This is a genomic window from Pseudomonas sp. R9.37 (assembly GCF_963878885.1).
GTDB lineage: Bacteria > Pseudomonadota > Gammaproteobacteria > Pseudomonadales > Pseudomonadaceae > Aquipseudomonas.
Window position 1 is genome coordinate 647,216 of sequence record NZ_CAWNZA010000011.1, and the last position, 17,708, is coordinate 664,923.

Below are 17,708 nucleotides of genomic sequence, written 5' to 3' on the forward strand. Positions count from 1 at the left end.
CCTAAGGTTTCGAAAGTCTTGTTTTCATTAGCAGGGGAGCGAACCAGCTGACCAGTTGGGTCAACACGAAGACGCCGAATACAGCCAGCGGCGCCAATGGCTTCACACCTGCAAAGGTCAGTGCAAACAGCACTGCCGTCAAAATCAGTTTCCCTGCTTCGCCGGCATAAAAAGACCGGACGATAGCCTGGGCTGCTCGGGCGCCGGAAAACCGAAAGGCCCTGTGAGCAAAATACATATTGGGCAGCAAGGCTATCAGGCCTCCGCAGAGTCCTGAATATCCGGCTACGACTCCATGCCAATACCAAAGCGCCAATGCGGCGATCAGCAAAATGACAAATTGAGCCAATAAAACCGGGAAAACGGCCAAGCGATGGAACGGCAACGTGTTTGGCGTGCGGGTTTCCATCACTCTTGCTCCTCAATGGTCGGCTGCCGAGAATCAATAACTTGGCATAATTTGTGCCGACAAAATGCGCGCAGAGTATAGGGGCGGTTCAGCCCCTATTCAACTGTCGGGTAGTGTTTTCCGATCGCGCGCTACATAAGCAAATGTTTCAGCGGATGTGGGCAAGGACGCCCTGAAGCTCATCGAGTGAGTTATACCCGATGACCAATTGCCCTTTGCCTTTCTTGCCATGCCGGATTTGCACCGCAGAGCCCAGCCGCTCGGCCAGGCGCTGCTCGAGGCGCGCAATATCCGGATCAGGTTTGGCCGTTTCGACCGGTGCAGGTTTACCGCTGAGCCACTGGCGAACCAACGCCTCAGTCTGACGAACGGTGAGGCCGCGTGCGACAACGTGTCGCGCCCCTTCAACCTGTTGATTTTCCGGCAAACCGAGCAAAGCACGGGCGTGACCCATTTCCAGGTCGCCGTGGGACAGCATGGTCTTGATGACTTCCGGCAGCGCGATCAGGCGCAACAAGTTGGACACGGTCACACGGGACTTGCCCACCGCATCCGCGACTTCCTGCTGCGTCAGTTTGAATTCCTGTTGCAAGCGCTGCAGGGCGATGGCTTCCTCGATGGGGTTGAGGTCTTCACGCTGGATGTTTTCGATCAACGCCATGGCGATCGCAGTTTCGTCCGGCACATCGCGCACCATCGCCGGGATGGTGTCCTTGCCCGCCTGTTGGCTGGCGCGCCAGCGGCGTTCACCCGCGATGATTTCAAAGCGACCGCCGCCAATCGGGCGCACCACGATCGGCTGCATCACGCCTTGGGCTTTGATCGAATTGGCCAGTTCCTCCAGCGCCTGGGGATCCATGTCCCGGCGCGGCTGGTATTTGCCGCGCTGGATCAGGTCCAGCGGCAGGTGCTGCAGCTCGCGCTCGTCGGCCTGCACCGCTTGTTCTTCAAGCGAAGTGACAGTCGGACCACTCAGCAGTGCATCCAGTCCACGTCCGAGACCTCGTTTCTTGACGGCCATGGGGATTCCTTAAGTTGGCTGGGCTGCAGCGGTGCGTGAGTTGCGGCGTTGACGGCGAACCATCTCGCCGGCCAGTGCCAGGTAGGCAATGGCACCGCGGGATGACTTGTCGTACGCCAGCGCGGGCATGCCATAGCTTGGCGCTTCGGCCAAACGGATGTTACGTGGGATCACCGTGTCGTAAAGCTGATCGCCAAAGTGCTCTTTGAGCTGCGCCGACACATCATTCATCAGGCTCAGGCGCGGATCGTACATGGTCCGCAACAGGCCTTCGATTTGCAGGTTCGGGTTAAGCAACTCGGCAATACGCTTGATGTTATCCACAAGGTCACTCAAGCCTTCGAGTGCGAAGTACTCGCACTGCATGGGGATAATCACCCCATCGGCTGCCACCAAGGCGTTCAACGTCAGCATCGACAGCGACGGTGGGCAGTCGATCAAAATGTAATCGTAGTTCTCGCGGATCGGCGCCAGGGCGCTGCGCAGACGGCTTTCTTTCATCTGCATTTCCAGCAGCACCACTTCGGCCGCGGTCAAATCGCGGTTGGCCGGCAGCAGTTGGTAACCACCGTGCTCGGAATAGTGCATGGCCTGGGCCAGGTCACACTCGCCAATCAGCAAGTCGTAGACCGAGTTTTCCAGGCCGTGTTTATCCACACCGCTACCCATGGTGGCGTTGCCCTGTGGATCGAGATCGATCAACAGCACCCGGCGCTTGGTAGCGACCAGGGATGCTGCGAGGTTGATGCAGGTGGTGGTTTTGCCCACGCCACCTTTCTGGTTCGCTATCGCGAATACCTTAGCCATTCTTGCTTGTGTTCCCAATCATGCCGTGCGGCGCAGTATCAGCAGATGGCGTTGGCCTTGGCAACCGGGTACGGCCAAGGCGTGTTCGCTATCGAGGTGGAAGTCTGCCGGCAATGCTAACAGCTCGTCGCTTGGATGAACGCCCTTCATTGCCAGCCAACGGGTGTCGCGGTCGCCTAAGTGGCGGGTCCAGTTGCTGAAGTTCTCCATGCTGCTGAATGCCCGGGAAACAATCCCGTTGAAAGGCTGTTCAGTCACGAAGGCTTCGACGCGACTGTGGATAACATTCAGGTTATCCAGCTTGAGTTCGAGTTTGACCTGGGTCAGGAAGCGGGTTTTCTTGCCGTTGCTGTCCAGGCACGTCACTCGTGACTCTGGAAACAGGATGGCCAGCGGAATGCCAGGCATGCCGCCGCCACTGCCAACGTCCAACCAACGGCCGTTTTCGATAAACGGCATCACGCTCAGGCTGTCGAGCAGGTGACGCGAGACCATTTCGTCCGGGTCGCGCACCGCTGTGAGGTTGTAAGCCTTGTTCCATTTGATCAACAGGGCCAGATAGCCCAACAGCAAGTCGTGCTGTGCATCGGTCAGGTCCACGCCCAACTGGCGTGCACCTGTGGATAACTCTTCGGCGTGTTGCGAGGTGACCAACGAACTCAAGCGCTTTGCTCCAACTGACGGCCCGCGCCGCGTTTTTTCAAATGAATCATCAACAGCGAAATGGCTGCCGGCGTGACGCCAGGGATGCGTGAAGCCTGGCCAAGTGTTTCCGGACGAGTTATCCCCAGCTTGCTTTGGATTTCTTTCGACAGCCCGGAAATCCCGGTGTAGTCGATGTCCACAGGCAGCCTGGTGTCTTCACTGGCGCGCAAGCGAGCGATCTCGTCCTGTTGGCGGTCAATGTAACCGGCGTATTTGGTCTTGATTTCAACCTGCTCGGCGACCTGTGGGTCTTCGGCACCGTGACCGGTCACTTCGACCAGGCCAGCGTAGTCGATTTCCGGACGGGACAGCAGGTTCAGCAAGTTGTATTCGTGGGTCAGCGGCGTGCCGAATTTTTCGGCAATCGCGTCGCCTTGCTCGGTGCCGGGGCGAACCCAGGTACTTTTCAGGCGCTGCTCTTCCAGCGTGATGCTTTCGCGTTTTTTGCAGAAGGCGGCCCAGCGTGCGTCGTCGACCAAACCCAGTTCGCGACCTTTTTCGGTCAGGCGCAGGTCGGCGTTGTCTTCGCGCAGGATCAGGCGATATTCGGCCCGGGACGTAAACATCCGGTACGGTTCCTGAGTCCCGAGAGTAATCAGGTCGTCGACCAACACACCGATGTACGCCTCGTCGCGGCGCGGGCACCAGCTGTCTTTGCCTTGTGCACGCAGTGCCGCGTTGGTTCCGGCCAGCAAGCCTTGGGCGCCGGCTTCTTCGTAACCGGTGGTGCCGTTGATTTGCCCGGCGAAGAACAGGCCGCCGATCACTTTGGTTTCGAGGCTGTATTTCAGGTCACGCGGGTCGAAGTAGTCGTACTCGATGGCGTAGCCCGGACGCACGATGTGTGCGTTTTCCATGCCGCGAATCGATTGCACGATCTGGATTTGCACGTCGAACGGCAACGACGTGGAAATCCCGTTCGGGTACAGCTCGTGAGTGGTCAAGCCTTCTGGCTCGATAAAGACCTGGTGGCTTTCCTTGTCGGCAAAGCGGTGAATCTTGTCTTCAATCGAAGGGCAATAACGCGGGCCAATGCCTTCGATCACACCTGAATACATCGGCGAACGGTCGAGGTTCGCGGCAATGATTTCGTGGGTGCGGGCGTTGGTGTGGGTAATCCAGCAACTGACCTGTTTCGGGTGCTGTTCCTTGGAGCCCATGAACGACATCACCGGGATTGGTGTATCGCCGGCTTGTTCGGTCATCACCGAGAAATCCACAGAACGCCCGTCGATACGCGGCGGGGTCCCGGTTTTCAAGCGGCCGACACGCAACGGCAATTCACGCAGGCGTTTTGCCAGGGCAATCGACGGCGGATCACCGGCGCGACCGCCCGAATAATTCTGCATGCCAATGTGGATAAGTCCGCCGAGGAAGGTGCCGGTGGTCAACACCACGGATTCTGCGAAGAAACGCAGACCCATTTGGGTGACAACGCCGCGTACCTGGTCTTGTTCGACGATCAGGTCATCCGCTGCTTGCTGAAATATCCACAGGTTCGGCTGGTTTTCCAGGGTTTCACGTACCGCGGCCTTGTAGAGGATGCGGTCAGCTTGTGCCCGGGTAGCCCGAACGGCTGGGCCTTTGCGGCTGTTGAGCACGCGAAATTGAATGCCACCTTTGTCGGTAGCCATGGCCATCACACCGCCAAGGGCATCGATTTCCTTGACCAGATGGCTTTTGCCGATCCCACCAATGGCGGGGTTGCAACTCATGGCACCTAGGGTTTCCACGTTGTGCGTCAGCAACAGGGTTTTTACGCCCATGCGTGCTGAGGCCAGTGCTGCCTCGGTACCGGCATGACCGCCGCCGATGACGATCACTTCAAAACGGGAAGGGAAATCCACCACGCACCTCGTGCCTGCTTATGTAGGTAATCAGGAATTGATTGTTGAAAGAGTTTTAGAGCTTTGGCGGCAAGTATAGGGACTTAGCCCTTCCTAAAGAACCCTTTGCACAAAATTTAACCAGCTGTGGATGAATCACAGACAATAGAAATTAAAAGAGAGAAATTTATAAGATCTTTGTTTTTATGTTTATTTCTACTGAGCCTACTTTCTGTGGATAGATCTCTACAGGCCTTGATTTACTTTATGTACAGAGATTCAAAAGTCTGTGGTCATGTGGCAATGAGGCCATTGGATAAGTGCTTTAAGCCTGTGGATTAAACAGGTGGTTATCCACAAGGGGGTTTTTACTCAGGTTTCAAGCCCTGTTATCAACTGGGCACAGGGGCGGTTATTCACAGGGCTTAATCCACAGAAATCGCGTGTTTCACCCACGGCGAAGCCACCGCGTTTTTTGAACCCAGTGAGGAATGCTGAAAAAAGAGAGCTATTGTGAGAAACAGACGGCGCAGTTAATAATAGCGATTATCATTAACCTGCCTTAACGCGCCCTATGCCACCTTCACACACGGCTGCAGTCCAGCACATCTATGAGCATCACCATTCGTGGCTGCAGGGATGGCTCAACGGTAAATTGCATAACGCTTGCGATGCGGCCGATGTGGCACACGATACTTTCGTGCGTATTTTGGGCGGGCGCAATGCGGCGCAGATCCTCGAACCCAGGGATTACCTGGCAACCATTGCCAAGGGCTTGGTTATTGATCGTTATCGCCGGCATGCGATTGAACGCGCTTATCAACAGTCGCTGGCCGATCACCCTGAAGCTGTCGCCATCAGTGAAGAAGACAAGGCCATCATCATTGAAACGCTGGTAGCTGTGGATAAAGCTCTGGCTGATCTGGGCGATCGGGCCCGGCGCATTTTCATGCTGTCGCAGATCGAAGGCCTGACTTATCAACAGATCGCCGACCAGTTGCAGGTGTCCCTGACCACTGTGAAGAAACACATGATCCGCGCGCTTACCGAGTGTTCACTGATCATGGCCAGCCTGTAATGGTTGCCCCGGATCGAAAGGTCTTCGAAGCCGCTGCCACTTGGTATGTGCAGTTTCAGTCACAGCCGCCAACGCCTGCTGAACACTGTGCCTGGCAACAATGGCTCAATGACGACCCGGCACACTTGGCCGCGTGGAAACAGATGGAACAGCTGCAACGCAGCCTGGGTACCCTGCCCCAGGATCTTACCCGTCGCGCCTTATCGGCCACGCAGCAACGACGGCAGGTACTCAAGTGGATGCTGGTGCTCGGCGGCACCGGCTACCTGGGCTGGAATGTTCAACACGCGCCTTCCCTGGGCAACGTGTGGGCGGACTACCGCACGCGCATCGGCGAACGGCGCCGGATCGAACTGGCCGATGGCACTCAAATAGACCTCAATACCGGCACCGCCATTGATGTGGTGTTTGACGGGCGCCAGCGTTTGATCCGCCTGCGCGAAGGCGAAGTGCTTATCCACACCGGAAAGCAGGGTGGGCAGACGCCCTTTTATGTTGAAACCCGCCAGGGCCGAGTTCAGGCATTGGGAACCTGGTTTACCGTGCGCCAACTGGCGGATTCGACGCGAGTTGGGGTACTGGAAGACCGGGTGAGCGTCTCGCCTGCCGACCAACCTGATCGCACTCGGCTGCTGGCGGCCGGCGAAAGCGTTGACTTCGACCGGGAGAATGTCGGCCCCAACCACGCCTATCGCCGAACCCAAGCGGCTTGGGTCGATGGCCAAGTGATCGTCCTGGATGCGCGACTTGGGGATCTAATCGACGACCTGGCACGCTATCGCTCAGGTGTTCTGCAGTGCGATCCCGCCTCTGCGCACCTGCGAGTTTCGGGCACGTTCCGCCTCGACGCTACCGATGCAGTACTGGCTAACCTGCAAGCTACGCTGCCGATCCAGGTGAAATATTTCACCCGCTATTGGGTTTCGGTGACGCGCGTTGCTTGAGCGCAAAAAATAATCCACAGGGGGGTTATCTTTTTTTTACCTGGCCCGGCCCTACAGGTAATCACGACGCTACCTTCAGGGCTTATCTACCTATGCGCCTTCCCACCAAACTCCGCCAGCAACTCTGTTACCACGGCATGACCTACGGTTTACTGCTGTCCTCGGCCGCCACCGCCGGTGCCTTTTTGTCCACAGGCGCCCTGGCAGCCAGTGCCACGCATTACACCATTGCCGCGGGGCCCCTCGATGCAGCGTTAAGCCAATTTGCCGCCAAGGCCAACGTGATCCTGTCCTTCTCACCCCAGCAGACTGCGCGCTTGAATACGCCGGGCCTGGAAGGTGACTATTCGGTGGATCAAGGCTTTGCGCTATTGCTGCAAAACTCGGGGTTACAAGCTGTAACGCAGGCGCCCGGAAGCTATGTACTTCAGGCCTCGCAAGATGGGCCATTGACCCTCGCCCCCACCACCGTCAACACTTATCAACAGGCCGGTTTCAATCAGGACATTGCCGGTGATGTTGGCTATAAGGCGCAAAACAGCCGCGTCGGTACCAAAACCAGCACGGCACTGTCGGAAACCCCGCGCTCGGTATCGGTGGTCACAGGCCAACGCATCAAGGACCAGAAGTCGCAGACGCTGACGGAGGTGCTGGGGTATGTGCCGGGGATCTTCGCGCCACCGTTCGCCGCCGGCGATAGCCTTGCGGGCGACCTGTTTTTCATTCGTGGTTTCAACGCCACGGATTATGGCTACGGCCTGTTGCGCGATGGCCTACGTGTGCAGGGCAATCGGTATGACACCACCAGTGAACCCTATGGCCTGGAGCGCGTAGAGGTTTTCCGCGGCCCTTCTTCACTGCTCTATGGGGAAAACGCGCCCGGCGGGTTGGTCAACCTGGTCAGCAAACACCCCACCGCCACGCCCCAAGGCGAAGTGCAACTGGGTTACGGCTCCAACAATCGGCGCCAGCTGGGTGTGGATATCTCGGGGCCACTCAATGACAGTGACAACGTCCTGGGCCGCGTGGTCATGTTGGGTCGAAAATCCGACACTCAGACCGACCACGTGCCCGATGATCGCCTGTACATCGCGCCATCCCTGACCTTGAACTTTGATGACTACAACACGCTGACGCTGCTGACCAACTATCAGAAGGACCACACCAATCTGGAACTGGGCCTGCCCGCCGCCGGCACTTTACTGACAAACCCTAACGGCAAGCTGTCCAAACACACCATGCTGGGCGACCCGGACTGGAACACGTTCGAACGCGAAGCCTGGAGCGCCGGTTACGAGTTCAGCCACAGTTTCAATGACGATTGGCAGTTCCGACAGAACTCGCGCTACATGCAGTCGCGCATCAACCGTCATGAAACCTGGCCCGGCGCGCTGAACAATCGCGGCTTTGGCACCCAGCTGAACATGACCGCCTACGACCGCTACAACAAGTCGATGGTGTATTCCCTGGATAACCAGCTCGAAGGCAAATTTCAGGTGGGTGACCTGGAAAATACCCTGCTGGTTGGCGCCAGCTACGACCGCACCTCGTTCAATCAGGACTGGGATGCGGGCTTCGCCGGCACCATCAATGTGTATAACCCGGTCTACCTGCGTGACCCGCTCACCCCAATCGCGGTACAGAACACCCTGCTCGAACAGCAGATGAAAGGCGTTTATGCACAGGTCCAAAGCAAATACGACCACTGGCTGTTCCTGCTCGGCGGTCGCCAGGATTGGGTCGACAGTGATTTTCGCGACAAGGTGAACAAAGCCAGCAACACAGGCTCCGACGACGAGAAGTTCACGTATCAGGGTGGAGTGATGTACCAGTTCGACAACGGCCTGACGCCGTATGTCAGCTATTCCACCGCCTTCGTCCCGGTGCAGCAGATTTCCAACGCGGGTTCGCCGCTAAAGCCGATCACCAGCAGCCAGTACGAAGTGGGGGTGAAGTACGAGCCGATTGGCTGGGACACCGCCATGACGCTGTCGGTGTATGACCTGCGCAAGCAGGATGACACCTACCTCGATGCCACCACCAACAGCTATCGCCAAGTGGGCGAAAGCCGCGCCAAAGGTGCGGAGGTGGAAATCAACAGCAACCTTACGCCGAACTTGAACGTCACCGCGGCCTACACCTATACCGATGCAAGGATTACCAAGGATTCCGCGACTTCACTGGTCGAAGGGCGTCAGATGACCGGGGTGCCACGTAACCAGGCGTCGGTGTGGGGCAAGTACCGCTTTCTGGATGGCCAGCTCAAGGGCTTGTCCCTGGGTGGCGGGGTGCGCTACTTCGATAGCACTTTTGCCTACACAGCGCCGACGCTGTACGGGAAATTGGATGCCGGAAGCGTGACGTTGGTGGATGCCGCGATTGGTTATCAGCTCGACAAACACTGGTCGGTGGATCTGAACGCAAAGAATCTGTTCGACAAGGAATATGTATCCGGTTGCAACGACGCAGGCCGCTGCTACTGGGGCGACAGTCGGACACTGCTTGGGACGGTTTCCTATAACTGGTAAAGGCGCACAGTAGCCCTGAAGAACTCAGGCGTTCTTCAGGGCATTGTTGCCGGCAAGCCGGTTCCCATGGGATATGTGGATAACGGGCTATTTGCCGATGCAGAAACTGGAAAAAATCCGTCCCAGTAGATCATCCGAACTGAATGCGCCAGTGATCTCGCCCAGCAGCTGCTGTGCCTGACGTAAATCCTCAGCCAGCAGCTCCCCTGCCCCCGCCAAGGTAAGCTGCGCCCGACCGTGCTCCAGCGCCGCGCTGGCATGGCGCAACGCCTCCAGATGCCTGCGACGTGCACTGAAGCTGCTTTCCGAGGTTTGCTCATAGCCCATGCAGGCTTTGAGGTGGTCGCGCAGCAGCTCCAGGCCATCGCCGGCCGACTTCGCACTCAGGCTGATGGTGACATGGCCATCCTCGCTGGTTTCCATGGCAATAGCCTCGCCGGTCAGGTCGGCCTTGTTGCGAATCAAGGTGACCTTGGCCGGGTCTGGCCGTTGCTCGAGAAATTCCGGCCACAAGGCAAAAGGATCCACAGCCTCTGGCGCGGTGGCATCCACCACCAGCAGCACTCGATCCGCTTCGCCGATGGCCTTGAGTGCGCGCTCTACACCAATCTTTTCGACCTGGTCGTCGGTGTCGCGCAAACCTGCGGTGTCGACCACGTGCAAGGGCATGCCATCAATGTGGATATGTTCGCGCAAGATATCCCGGGTGGTGCCGGCGATCTCGGTAACAATGGCCGCCTCGCGACCTGCCAGGGCATTGAGCAGGCTCGACTTGCCGGCATTCGGCCGTCCAGCGATCACCACGGTCATGCCATCGCGCAGTAGAGCCCCCTGCCCGGCTTCGCGCAGCACTGTGGATAACTCATCGCGGACTTTGTCGAGCATGGCCAGGACATGCCCATCGGCGAGGAAGTCGATTTCTTCTTCCGGAAAATCAATTGCTGCCTCGACGTAGATACGCAAGCTGATCAATTGCTCGGTCAGGTTATGCACACGCAGCGAAAAAGCGCCCTGCAATGAGCGCAATGCATTGCGCGCGGCCTGTGCAGAACTCGCCTCGATCAAATCGGCAATGGCTTCAGCCTGGGCCAAATCAAGTTTGTCATTGAGGAAAGCCCGTTCGCTGAACTCCCCCGGACGCGCCAGGCGGCAACCCAATTGCAGGCAGCGCTGCAGCAGCATATCCAGCACGACTGGACCACCGTGCCCCTGCAATTCAAGCACATCTTCGCCGGTGAACGAGTTGGGGCCGGGAAAATACAGCGCCAGGCCTTCATCCAGTACGGTTGCATCGGCGTCCAGAAAAGGGCCGTAGTGGGCGTAGCGCGGTTTCAACTCGCGGCCGCTGATGGCCTGGGCCGCATAACCGGCGAGCGGCCCGGAAATTCGAACGATACCGACGCCGCCGCGACCTTGAGCGGTAGCGACAGCAGCGATGGTTTCACGAGGAGCGCTCATCAGCAGGTTCCAGAACAAAAGTGACGGAAAGCAAAACGCCCCACTAGGGGGCGTCTTGAGTGGTTATCCACAGAGTAAATTACGCCGCAGCTTTTTTGGTAGCCGCTTCGATTTTACGTGTGATGTACCACTGTTGAGAGATCGACAGGCAGTTGTTGACGACCCAGTACAGCACCAGACCAGCAGGGAACCACAGGAAGAAGAAGGTGAAGATGATTGGCATCATTTTCATCACTTTGGCCTGCATCGGATCCGGCGGAGTCGGGTTCAAGCGCTGTTGGATGAACATGGTCGCGCCCATGATGATCGGCAGGATAAAGAACGGGTCTTTGATCGACAGGTCAGTTATCCACAGCATGAACGGAGCCTGGCGCATTTCCACGCTTTCCAGGAGTACCCAGTAAAGCGACAGGAATACCGGCATCTGCACCAGAATCGGCAAGCATCCACCCAGCGGGTTGATCTTCTCTTTCTTGTACAGCTCCATCATGGCTTGCGACATTTTCTGCCGGTCATCGCCATGTTGCTCTTTCAGCGCGGCCAGTTTCGGGGCCACGGCACGCATACGTGCCATCGACTTGTAGCTGGCGGCCGACAGAGGGAAGAAGATCCCCTTGATCAGCATGGTCAGCAAGATGATCGAGAAACCCCAGTTACCGACGATGCTGTGGATATGTTGCAGCAGCCAGAAAATTGGCTGGGCAATGAACCACAGAATCCCGTAATCCACAGTCAGTTCCAGACCTGGGGACAACTCTTTCAGCACAGCCTGGCTTTTCGGGCCGGCGTACAGCGTGGCGCTGGTTTCAGCCTTGGCACCTGGTGCGACGGTCAACGCCGGGCCAGTAAAACCAATGATGTAGTTACCTTGGCTGTCTTTGCGGGTTTGAACCAGGTTGGCTTCACCCTTGTTCGGGATCCATGCGGTCACGAAGTAGTGTTGCAACCAGGCAACCCAGCCGCCTTGTACAGTTTCTTTCAACGCGCCCTTGTCGATATCTTTCATCGACACTTTTTTGTACGGCTCGCTACTTGTCCACAGGGCAGCGCCCAGGTAAGTCGCGGTGCCGGTGGCAGTGCTGGAAGATGGATCGGCGCTGTTGTCACGCTTGAGCTGGGCAAACAGGTTGCCGCTCCATGGCTTGGCGCTTTCGTTGTCGATCAGATAAGTGACTTTCAGATCGTACAAACCGCGGGTAAAGCTGAAACGCTTGATGTAGTTGACGCCGTCTTGACTGAATTTCAGGTCAACGTTCAACTGGTTCTGGCCGTCAGCCAGTTGATAAGTCTTCTGTTCGGTCGAATAAACCGGACGACCGGTAGCACGAGCATCCGGACCGTCAGTGCCGGTCAGGCCGCTTTGTGCCAGATAAGTGCGTTCACCACCGTTGTCGAACAGTTGGAACGGCACATCTGGATGGTCTTGACGACGTGGATACAGCGGCAGTTTCAACTGCGCGATATCACCACCTTGTGGGTCGATAGCCAGGTCGAGCACATCCGTTTTCACGTGGATGAGGTCTTTGTTGGTGACCACTGGCGTTTCTAGAGGGGCGCTTGTCTCGCCATTCGCGCTGGGAACATCGGCACTCGCGGACGCATTGTTACCCAACGGGGTGTCCGGAATAGCCGGCGCAGCCTGATTGGCAGCAACATTCTGAGTCGGCAGGGCAGCCTGGCCGTAGTCCTGGTTCCACTTAAGAACCATGACGTAGGACACGATTGCCAGGGCGACGATCAGGATCGTGCGTTTAATATCCATGATTACTCGGCCATCGAAGAAGAACGGGAGGTAGGGATAGGTGGAACCGGGTCAAAACCACCGGGATTCCACGGATGACAGCGGCCTAAACGACGAAAGGCCAGCCAGCCACCGCGCAGAAGACCATGATTTTCTATGGCCTCTAACGCGTAGCAGGAACAACTGGGGTAGAAACGACAGTGGTCGGCCATCAGAGGACTAATGGCATAACGGTAAAACTGGATCGGAACGAGGGCCAGTTTACGCATTGGTGCTGTCTACCCCTACAGTTTCGGTGCTGACTGCTGGTGCTGGCTTGTTGGTACGCGCCAAACGTTTCCAGAGCTTGCCGAAATGCTGAATCAATTCGGGGTTTTCTACGTCCCCCAAGCCTTTGCGCGCGACGATAACAATATCCCAACCAACCAGAGTTTCCTGGTGGAGGCGAAACGATTCGCGCATCAGACGCTTGAGGCGATTGCGCTCAACGGAGAGCTTTACGCTCTTCTTGCCGATCACCAACCCGAGGCGGGGGTGATCCAGATCGTTGTTACGCGCAAGGAGCAGGAGATTTTTCCCCGGAACCTTGCCGGTGGGGGAGTCAAAGACTGCCTTGAAATGCCGGGGGGTTAGCAGACGCTTTTCCCGACTGAAGTCCTGACTCACCACCAGTACCGGATTATCAAACTGCCAGACGCGCACGACCTTTGGCGCGGCGACGCGACAGGACAGCACGGCCGTTCTTGGTGGCCATGCGAGCACGGAAGCCGTGAGTACGGGCGCGTTTGATGGTGCTTGGTTGGAAAGTACGTTTCATGGCGTTGTTACCTGGTTCGTCCACAACGGGCCGGAATGGCCCCCGTTTTAAGAGACCGGCGATTCTAGAGAAAGCAAGCCTCTAGGTCAATTTCCAACCAGCTTTTCCTTTAATTAGATCTCTGCAGGCAATTGGGCTTTTTCGGCTCGCCCGGCTTCCACGAGCAATGCCATAGATATAAAAATAAAGAAGGAAGTTATTTAAAGCTTTTCTGTAAAGCTTATAAAAGCTAGGGAAGCGATCCTCTGTGGATAACTGCTCTGAGCCCATATTCCACCTGATGTACAGAGAATGACAACTAGGGGGAGAAACGGTGCTCTGCCTGTGCTGCGCTGTCGGATAACCTGTGCGTGGAATGGGTTGTTATCCACAGGCCAGTTACCCACAGACTTTCGACCCCACTTGTACAACGAGCTTAGGTGCGCTTATCCACAGAGCTTATGCACAGACCATTGGTCGGCTTTTTTGCGCTTAACGCATTGATTTTGGGTGCTCTGTGAGCAACCTACATGTGGATAAGTGGGCGGCTGGCCGCTACAATGGCGGCTGTTTTTGCCTCACCGGCTTTCAACTTAGGGGATATCCGTGTCAGTGGAACTTTGGCAGCAGTGCGTGGAGCTTTTGCGCGAAGAGCTGCCTGCCCAGCAATTCAACACCTGGATCCGTCCGCTACAGGTCGAAGCCGAAGGCGACGAGTTGCGCGTCTACGCGCCGAATCGTTTTGTTCTCGATTGGGTTAATGAGAAGTACCTGAGCCGCGTTCTCGAATTGCTCGATGAACACGGCAATGGCCTCGCGCCCGTACTCTCCCTATTAATAGGTAGCAAACGTAGCTCTGCCCCGCGTGCCGCGCCGAATGCACCGTTGGCAGCGAGCGCCTCGCAGGCTCAGGCCGCAGCCGCGCCTGTTAATAACTCGCCAGCACCCGTCGCCCAGACGCCTTCCAAATCATCGGCGCAGAAAAACGCGCCTATAAATGAAGAACCGTCCCGCGACAGCTTCGACCCAATGGCCGGTGCCAGCTCGCAGCAAGCACCGGTACGCTCCGAACAGCGCACCGTGCAGGTAGAGGGTGCGCTCAAGCACACCAGCTACCTGAACCGTACGTTCACCTTTGAAAACTTCGTCGAAGGTAAATCCAACCAGTTGGCCCGCGCGGCCGCCTGGCAGGTCGCCGACAACCCCAAGCATGGTTACAACCCGCTCTTCCTTTATGGTGGCGTCGGCTTGGGTAAAACCCACTTGATGCACGCTGTGGGTAATCACCTATTAAAGAAGAACCCGAATGCCAAGGTTGTGTACCTGCACTCGGAGCGCTTCGTCGCTGATATGGTCAAGGCCTTGCAGCTCAACGCAATCAACGAGTTCAAGCGGTTCTACCGCTCGGTTGATGCGTTGCTGATCGATGACATTCAATTTTTCGCCCGTAAGGAACGTTCTCAGGAAGAGTTTTTCCACACCTTCAACGCCTTGCTCGAGGGCGGTCAGCAGGTCATCTTGACCAGCGACCGTTACCCGAAGGAAATCGAAGGCCTGGAAGAACGTTTGAAGTCGCGCTTCGGCTGGGGCTTGACCGTTGCGGTAGAACCGCCGGAGCTGGAAACCCGCGTCGCGATCCTGATGAAAAAGGCAGACCAGGCGAAAGTTGATCTGCCACACGATGCGGCTTTCTTCATTGCTCAACGCATTCGTTCCAACGTGCGTGAGCTCGAAGGCGCGCTCAAGCGGGTCATTGCTCACTCGCACTTCATGGGCCGCGATATCACCATCGAGTTGATCCGCGAATCCCTCAAAGACTTGCTGGCCCTGCAAGATAAGCTGGTGAGTGTGGATAACATCCAGCGCACGGTGGCTGAGTACTACAAAATCAAGATTTCCGACCTGTTGTCCAAGCGCCGTTCGCGCTCGGTGGCACGTCCACGTCAGGTGGCGATGGCGCTCTCCAAAGAGCTGACCAACCACAGCCTGCCGGAAATCGGTGATGTGTTTGGCGGTCGCGACCACACCACGGTCTTGCACGCGTGCCGCAAGATCAACGAACTTAAGGAATCCGACGCGGATATTCGCGAGGACTACAAGAACCTGCTGCGAACACTGACTACGTGATGACACCAGCGCAGCTTATTAAGGCAAGGGACTAGACCATGCATTTCACCATTCAACGCGAAGCCCTGTTGAAACCCCTGCAACTGGTCGCAGGCGTCGTCGAGCGCCGACAGACCTTGCCGGTGCTTTCCAACGTATTGCTGGTTGTCGAAGGCCAGCAATTGTCTTTGACCGGTACCGACCTTGAGGTCGAGCTGGTTGGTCGCGTACAGCTGGAAGAGCCTGCAGAGCCGGGCGAGATCACCGTACCTGCGCGCAAGCTGATGGACATCTGCAAAAGCTTGCCAAACGAAGCGCTGATCGACATCAAGGTCGATGAGCAGAAGTTGGTGGTCAAGGCCGGCCGCAGTCGCTTTACGCTGTCCACCTTGCCAGCCAATGACTTCCCGACCGTCGAAGAAGGTCCGGGCTCGCTGACTTGCAGCCTGGAACAAAGCAAACTGCGCCGTTTGATCGAGCGCACCAGCTTCGCCATGGCCCAGCAGGACGTGCGCTACTACCTCAACGGTATGTTGCTGGAAGTCTCTGAAGGCATCATCCGCGCCGTGGCCACAGACGGTCACCGTCTGGCGATGTGCTCGATGCGCGCTGATATTGGTCAGCCAGATCGCCACCAAGTTATTGTCCCGCGTAAAGGTATCCTCGAGTTGGCGCGTCTGCTCACCGAGCCGGACGGCAACGTCAGCATCGTTCTGGGCCAGCACCATATTCGCGCCACTACCAGCGAATTCACCTTCACCTCCAAGTTGGTCGACGGCAAGTTCCCGGATTACGAGCGCGTGCTGCCTAAAGGTGGCGACAAGCTGGTGATCGGCGATCGTCAGGCCTTGCGGGAAGCGTTCAGCCGTACCGCGATTCTGTCGAACGAAAAGTACCGCGGTATCCGTCTGCAACTGGCCAATGGTCAGCTGAAAATCCAGGCGAATAACCCCGAGCAGGAAGAAGCGGAAGAAGAAGTAGGCGTTGATTACAACGGCGGCTCGCTGGAGATCGGCTTCAACGTGAGCTATTTGTTGGACGTGCTGGGCGTGATGACCACCGAACAGGTTCGCCTGATTCTGTCCGACTCCAACAGCAGCGCCCTGGTGCAAGAATCTGATAACGACGACTCGGCTTACGTAGTTATGCCGATGCGCCTGTAATCATGCTCAGCAGAAGCTAGATGTCCCTTAGTCGCGTCTCGGTCACCGCGGTGCGCAATCTGCACCCGGTGACCTTCTCCCCCTCCCCCCGCATCAATATCCTCCACGGCGCCAACGGCAGTGGCAAAACCAGCGTGCTGGAAGCCATTCATTTGCTGGGGCTCGCCCGTTCTTTTCGCAGTGCACGTCTTTTGCCGGTGATTCAGTACGAGCAGTTGGCATGCACGGTATTCGGCCAAGTTGAATTGGCTGAAGGCGGACACAGTAGCCTGGGCATATCCCGTGATCGCGGCGGGGAATTTCAAATTCGCATTGATGGGCAAAATGCGCGCAGCGCGGCGCAGTTGGCGGAAATCCTGCCTTTGCAGCTGATCAACCCCGACAGCTTCCGCCTGCTGGAAGGTGCACCGAAGATCCGCAGGCAGTTCCTCGATTGGGGAGTGTTCCACGTGGAACCGCGTTTCATGGCCACTTGGCAGCGCCTGCAGAAGGCCCTGCGGCAGCGGAACTCATGGCTGCGGCATGGTACACTTGACGCCGCTTCGCAAGCAGCCTGGGACCGGGAACTGTGCCTGGCCAGCGACGAAATAGATGAATACCGCCGCGCCTATATCAAAGCCTTGAAACCAGTCTTTGAGCAGACCTTGAGTGAGTTGTTGGATCTCGAAGGACTGACGCTGAGCTACTACCGTGGTTGGGATAAAGAACGTGAGCTGAGCGCAGTGCTCGCCACGTCCTTGCAACGGGATCAGCAAATTGGCCATACCCAGGCAGGCCCTCAACGGGCTGATCTGCGCCTTAGATTAGGCGCACATAATGCCGCGGATATCTTGTCCCGCGGTCAGCAGAAGTTGGTGGTGTGCGCACTGCGTATCGCCCAGGGGCATTTGGTCAGCCAAGCCCGACGCGGTCAGTGTATTTATCTGGTGGATGACTTGCCGTCCGAACTCGACGAGCAACACCGCCGCGCGTTATGCCGCTTGTTGGAAGACTTACGCTGCCAGGTATTTATTACCTGTGTAGACCACGAATTATTGAGGGAAGGCTGGCAGACGGAAACGCCAGTCGCTTTGTTCCACGTGGAACAAGGCCGTATCACCCAGACCCACGACCATCGGGAGTGAAG

16 protein-coding genes are annotated in these 17,708 nt (G+C 57.1%); 6 read left to right on the forward strand and 10 right to left on the reverse strand.

Going from position 1 to position 17,708, the window contains the following annotated elements; translation table 11 throughout:
• Nucleotide 1 precedes the first annotated feature (1 nt).
• From AACU78_RS09605 to mnmG, 5 genes are all read right to left on the reverse strand, one after another.
• Entirely contained in the window at nucleotides 2–409 is a 408-nt protein-coding gene (locus AACU78_RS09605) for a F0F1 ATP synthase subunit I (RefSeq protein ID WP_010565865.1), read from the reverse strand.
• Between the two features lie 148 nt (nucleotides 410–557).
• The gene (locus AACU78_RS09610; RefSeq protein ID WP_094949087.1) at nucleotides 558–1,430 is read right to left on the reverse strand and encodes a ParB/RepB/Spo0J family partition protein; all 873 of its coding nucleotides are present in this window, start codon (nucleotides 1,428–1,430) and stop codon (nucleotides 558–560) included.
• A gap of 9 nt (nucleotides 1,431–1,439) precedes the next feature.
• Nucleotides 1,440–2,237, reverse strand: coding sequence for a ParA family protein (locus AACU78_RS09615; RefSeq protein WP_017477894.1), 798 nt, complete (start codon nucleotides 2,235–2,237; stop codon nucleotides 1,440–1,442).
• An 18-nt stretch (nucleotides 2,238–2,255) separates the two neighbouring features.
• Nucleotides 2,256–2,900, reverse strand: coding sequence for a 16S rRNA (guanine(527)-N(7))-methyltransferase RsmG (rsmG, locus tag AACU78_RS09620; RefSeq protein WP_106575967.1), 645 nt, complete (start codon nucleotides 2,898–2,900; stop codon nucleotides 2,256–2,258).
• Nucleotides 2,897–4,789, reverse strand: a complete 1,893-nt coding sequence (gene mnmG, locus AACU78_RS09625; protein ID WP_106576078.1) for a tRNA uridine-5-carboxymethylaminomethyl(34) synthesis enzyme MnmG — start codon at nucleotides 4,787–4,789, stop codon at nucleotides 2,897–2,899. Before mnmG ends, rsmG begins: the two co-directional genes overlap by 4 nt.
• Nucleotides 4,790–5,342: 553 nt before the next feature.
• Here mnmG and AACU78_RS09630 point away from each other — a divergent pair.
• The 3 genes from AACU78_RS09630 (at nucleotide 5,343) to AACU78_RS09640 (ending at nucleotide 9,318) form a co-directional block, all read left to right on the forward strand.
• Nucleotides 5,343–5,846: a sigma-70 family RNA polymerase sigma factor gene (locus AACU78_RS09630; protein WP_106575968.1), complete on the forward strand. Its 504-nt coding sequence runs from the start codon at nucleotides 5,343–5,345 to the stop codon at nucleotides 5,844–5,846.
• Nucleotides 5,846–6,790, forward strand: a complete 945-nt coding sequence (locus AACU78_RS09635) for a FecR domain-containing protein (RefSeq protein WP_106575969.1) — start codon at nucleotides 5,846–5,848, stop codon at nucleotides 6,788–6,790. Before AACU78_RS09630 ends, AACU78_RS09635 begins: the two co-directional genes overlap by 1 nt.
• 92 nt (nucleotides 6,791–6,882) lie before the next feature.
• Nucleotides 6,883–9,318 carry a TonB-dependent siderophore receptor gene (locus AACU78_RS09640; RefSeq protein ID WP_106575970.1) on the forward strand — a complete coding sequence of 812 codons (2,436 nt, stop codon included), beginning with the start codon at nucleotides 6,883–6,885 and terminating at the stop codon, nucleotides 9,316–9,318.
• Between the two features lie 87 nt (nucleotides 9,319–9,405).
• Here the strand turns inward: AACU78_RS09640 and mnmE are convergent, their stop codons facing one another.
• From mnmE to rpmH, 5 genes are all read right to left on the reverse strand, one after another.
• Nucleotides 9,406–10,776, reverse strand: a complete 1,371-nt coding sequence (mnmE, locus tag AACU78_RS09645) for a tRNA uridine-5-carboxymethylaminomethyl(34) synthesis GTPase MnmE (protein ID WP_106575971.1) — start codon at nucleotides 10,774–10,776, stop codon at nucleotides 9,406–9,408.
• Between the two features lie 79 nt (nucleotides 10,777–10,855).
• Nucleotides 10,856–12,538: a membrane protein insertase YidC gene (gene yidC, locus AACU78_RS09650; protein WP_106575972.1), complete on the reverse strand. Its 1,683-nt coding sequence runs from the start codon at nucleotides 12,536–12,538 to the stop codon at nucleotides 10,856–10,858.
• 2 nt (nucleotides 12,539–12,540) lie between these two features.
• The gene (gene yidD, locus AACU78_RS09655; protein WP_073636650.1) at nucleotides 12,541–12,786 is read right to left on the reverse strand and encodes a membrane protein insertion efficiency factor YidD; all 246 of its coding nucleotides are present in this window, start codon (nucleotides 12,784–12,786) and stop codon (nucleotides 12,541–12,543) included.
• On the reverse strand, nucleotides 12,779–13,183 hold the full coding sequence (rnpA, locus tag AACU78_RS09660; protein ID WP_197629997.1) for a ribonuclease P protein component: 405 nt from the start codon (nucleotides 13,181–13,183) through the stop codon (nucleotides 12,779–12,781). Before rnpA ends, yidD begins: the two co-directional genes overlap by 8 nt.
• Before the next feature lie 16 nt (nucleotides 13,184–13,199).
• Nucleotides 13,200–13,334, reverse strand: coding sequence for a 50S ribosomal protein L34 (gene rpmH, locus AACU78_RS09665; protein WP_003213577.1), 135 nt, complete (start codon nucleotides 13,332–13,334; stop codon nucleotides 13,200–13,202).
• Nucleotides 13,335–13,919: 585 nt separating this feature from the next.
• Here rpmH and dnaA point away from each other — a divergent pair.
• The 3 genes from dnaA to recF are packed head-to-tail and all read left to right on the forward strand — an operon-like array spanning nucleotide 13,920 to nucleotide 17,706.
• Entirely contained in the window at nucleotides 13,920–15,440 is a 1,521-nt protein-coding gene (gene dnaA, locus AACU78_RS09670) for a chromosomal replication initiator protein DnaA (RefSeq protein ID WP_106575974.1), read from the forward strand.
• 38 nt (nucleotides 15,441–15,478) lie between these two features.
• On the forward strand, nucleotides 15,479–16,582 hold the full coding sequence (gene dnaN, locus AACU78_RS09675; protein ID WP_083355987.1) for a DNA polymerase III subunit beta: 1,104 nt from the start codon (nucleotides 15,479–15,481) through the stop codon (nucleotides 16,580–16,582).
• Between the two features lie 20 nt (nucleotides 16,583–16,602).
• Nucleotides 16,603–17,706, forward strand: a complete 1,104-nt coding sequence (gene recF / locus AACU78_RS09680; RefSeq protein WP_010565854.1) for a DNA replication/repair protein RecF — start codon at nucleotides 16,603–16,605, stop codon at nucleotides 17,704–17,706.
• Nucleotides 17,707–17,708 lie beyond the last annotated feature (2 nt).

Excerpts from the sequence above, each read along its gene's own strand:
- AACU78_RS09605 (WP_010565865.1), bottom strand. The coding sequence starts at position 409 with ATGGAAACCCGCACGCCAAACACGTTGCCGTTCCATCGCTTGGCCGTT.
- AACU78_RS09610 (WP_094949087.1), bottom strand. The coding sequence starts at position 1,430 with ATGGCCGTCAAGAAACGAGGTCTCGGACGTGGACTGGATGCACTGCTG.
- AACU78_RS09615 (WP_017477894.1), bottom strand. The coding sequence starts at position 2,237 with ATGGCTAAGGTATTCGCGATAGCGAACCAGAAAGGTGGCGTGGGCAAA.
- AACU78_RS09630 (WP_106575968.1), top strand. The coding sequence starts at position 5,343 with ATGCCACCTTCACACACGGCTGCAGTCCAGCACATCTATGAGCATCAC.
- AACU78_RS09635 (WP_106575969.1), top strand. The coding sequence starts at position 5,846 with ATGGTTGCCCCGGATCGAAAGGTCTTCGAAGCCGCTGCCACTTGGTAT.
- AACU78_RS09640 (WP_106575970.1), top strand. The coding sequence starts at position 6,883 with ATGCGCCTTCCCACCAAACTCCGCCAGCAACTCTGTTACCACGGCATG.
- mnmE (WP_106575971.1), bottom strand. The coding sequence starts at position 10,776 with ATGAGCGCTCCTCGTGAAACCATCGCTGCTGTCGCTACCGCTCAAGGT.
- yidC (WP_106575972.1), bottom strand. The coding sequence starts at position 12,538 with ATGGATATTAAACGCACGATCCTGATCGTCGCCCTGGCAATCGTGTCC.
- yidD (WP_073636650.1), bottom strand. The coding sequence starts at position 12,786 with ATGCGTAAACTGGCCCTCGTTCCGATCCAGTTTTACCGTTATGCCATT.
- rpmH (WP_003213577.1), bottom strand. The coding sequence starts at position 13,334 with ATGAAACGTACTTTCCAACCAAGCACCATCAAACGCGCCCGTACTCAC.
- dnaN (WP_083355987.1), top strand. The coding sequence starts at position 15,479 with ATGCATTTCACCATTCAACGCGAAGCCCTGTTGAAACCCCTGCAACTG.
- recF (WP_010565854.1), top strand. The coding sequence starts at position 16,603 with ATGTCCCTTAGTCGCGTCTCGGTCACCGCGGTGCGCAATCTGCACCCG.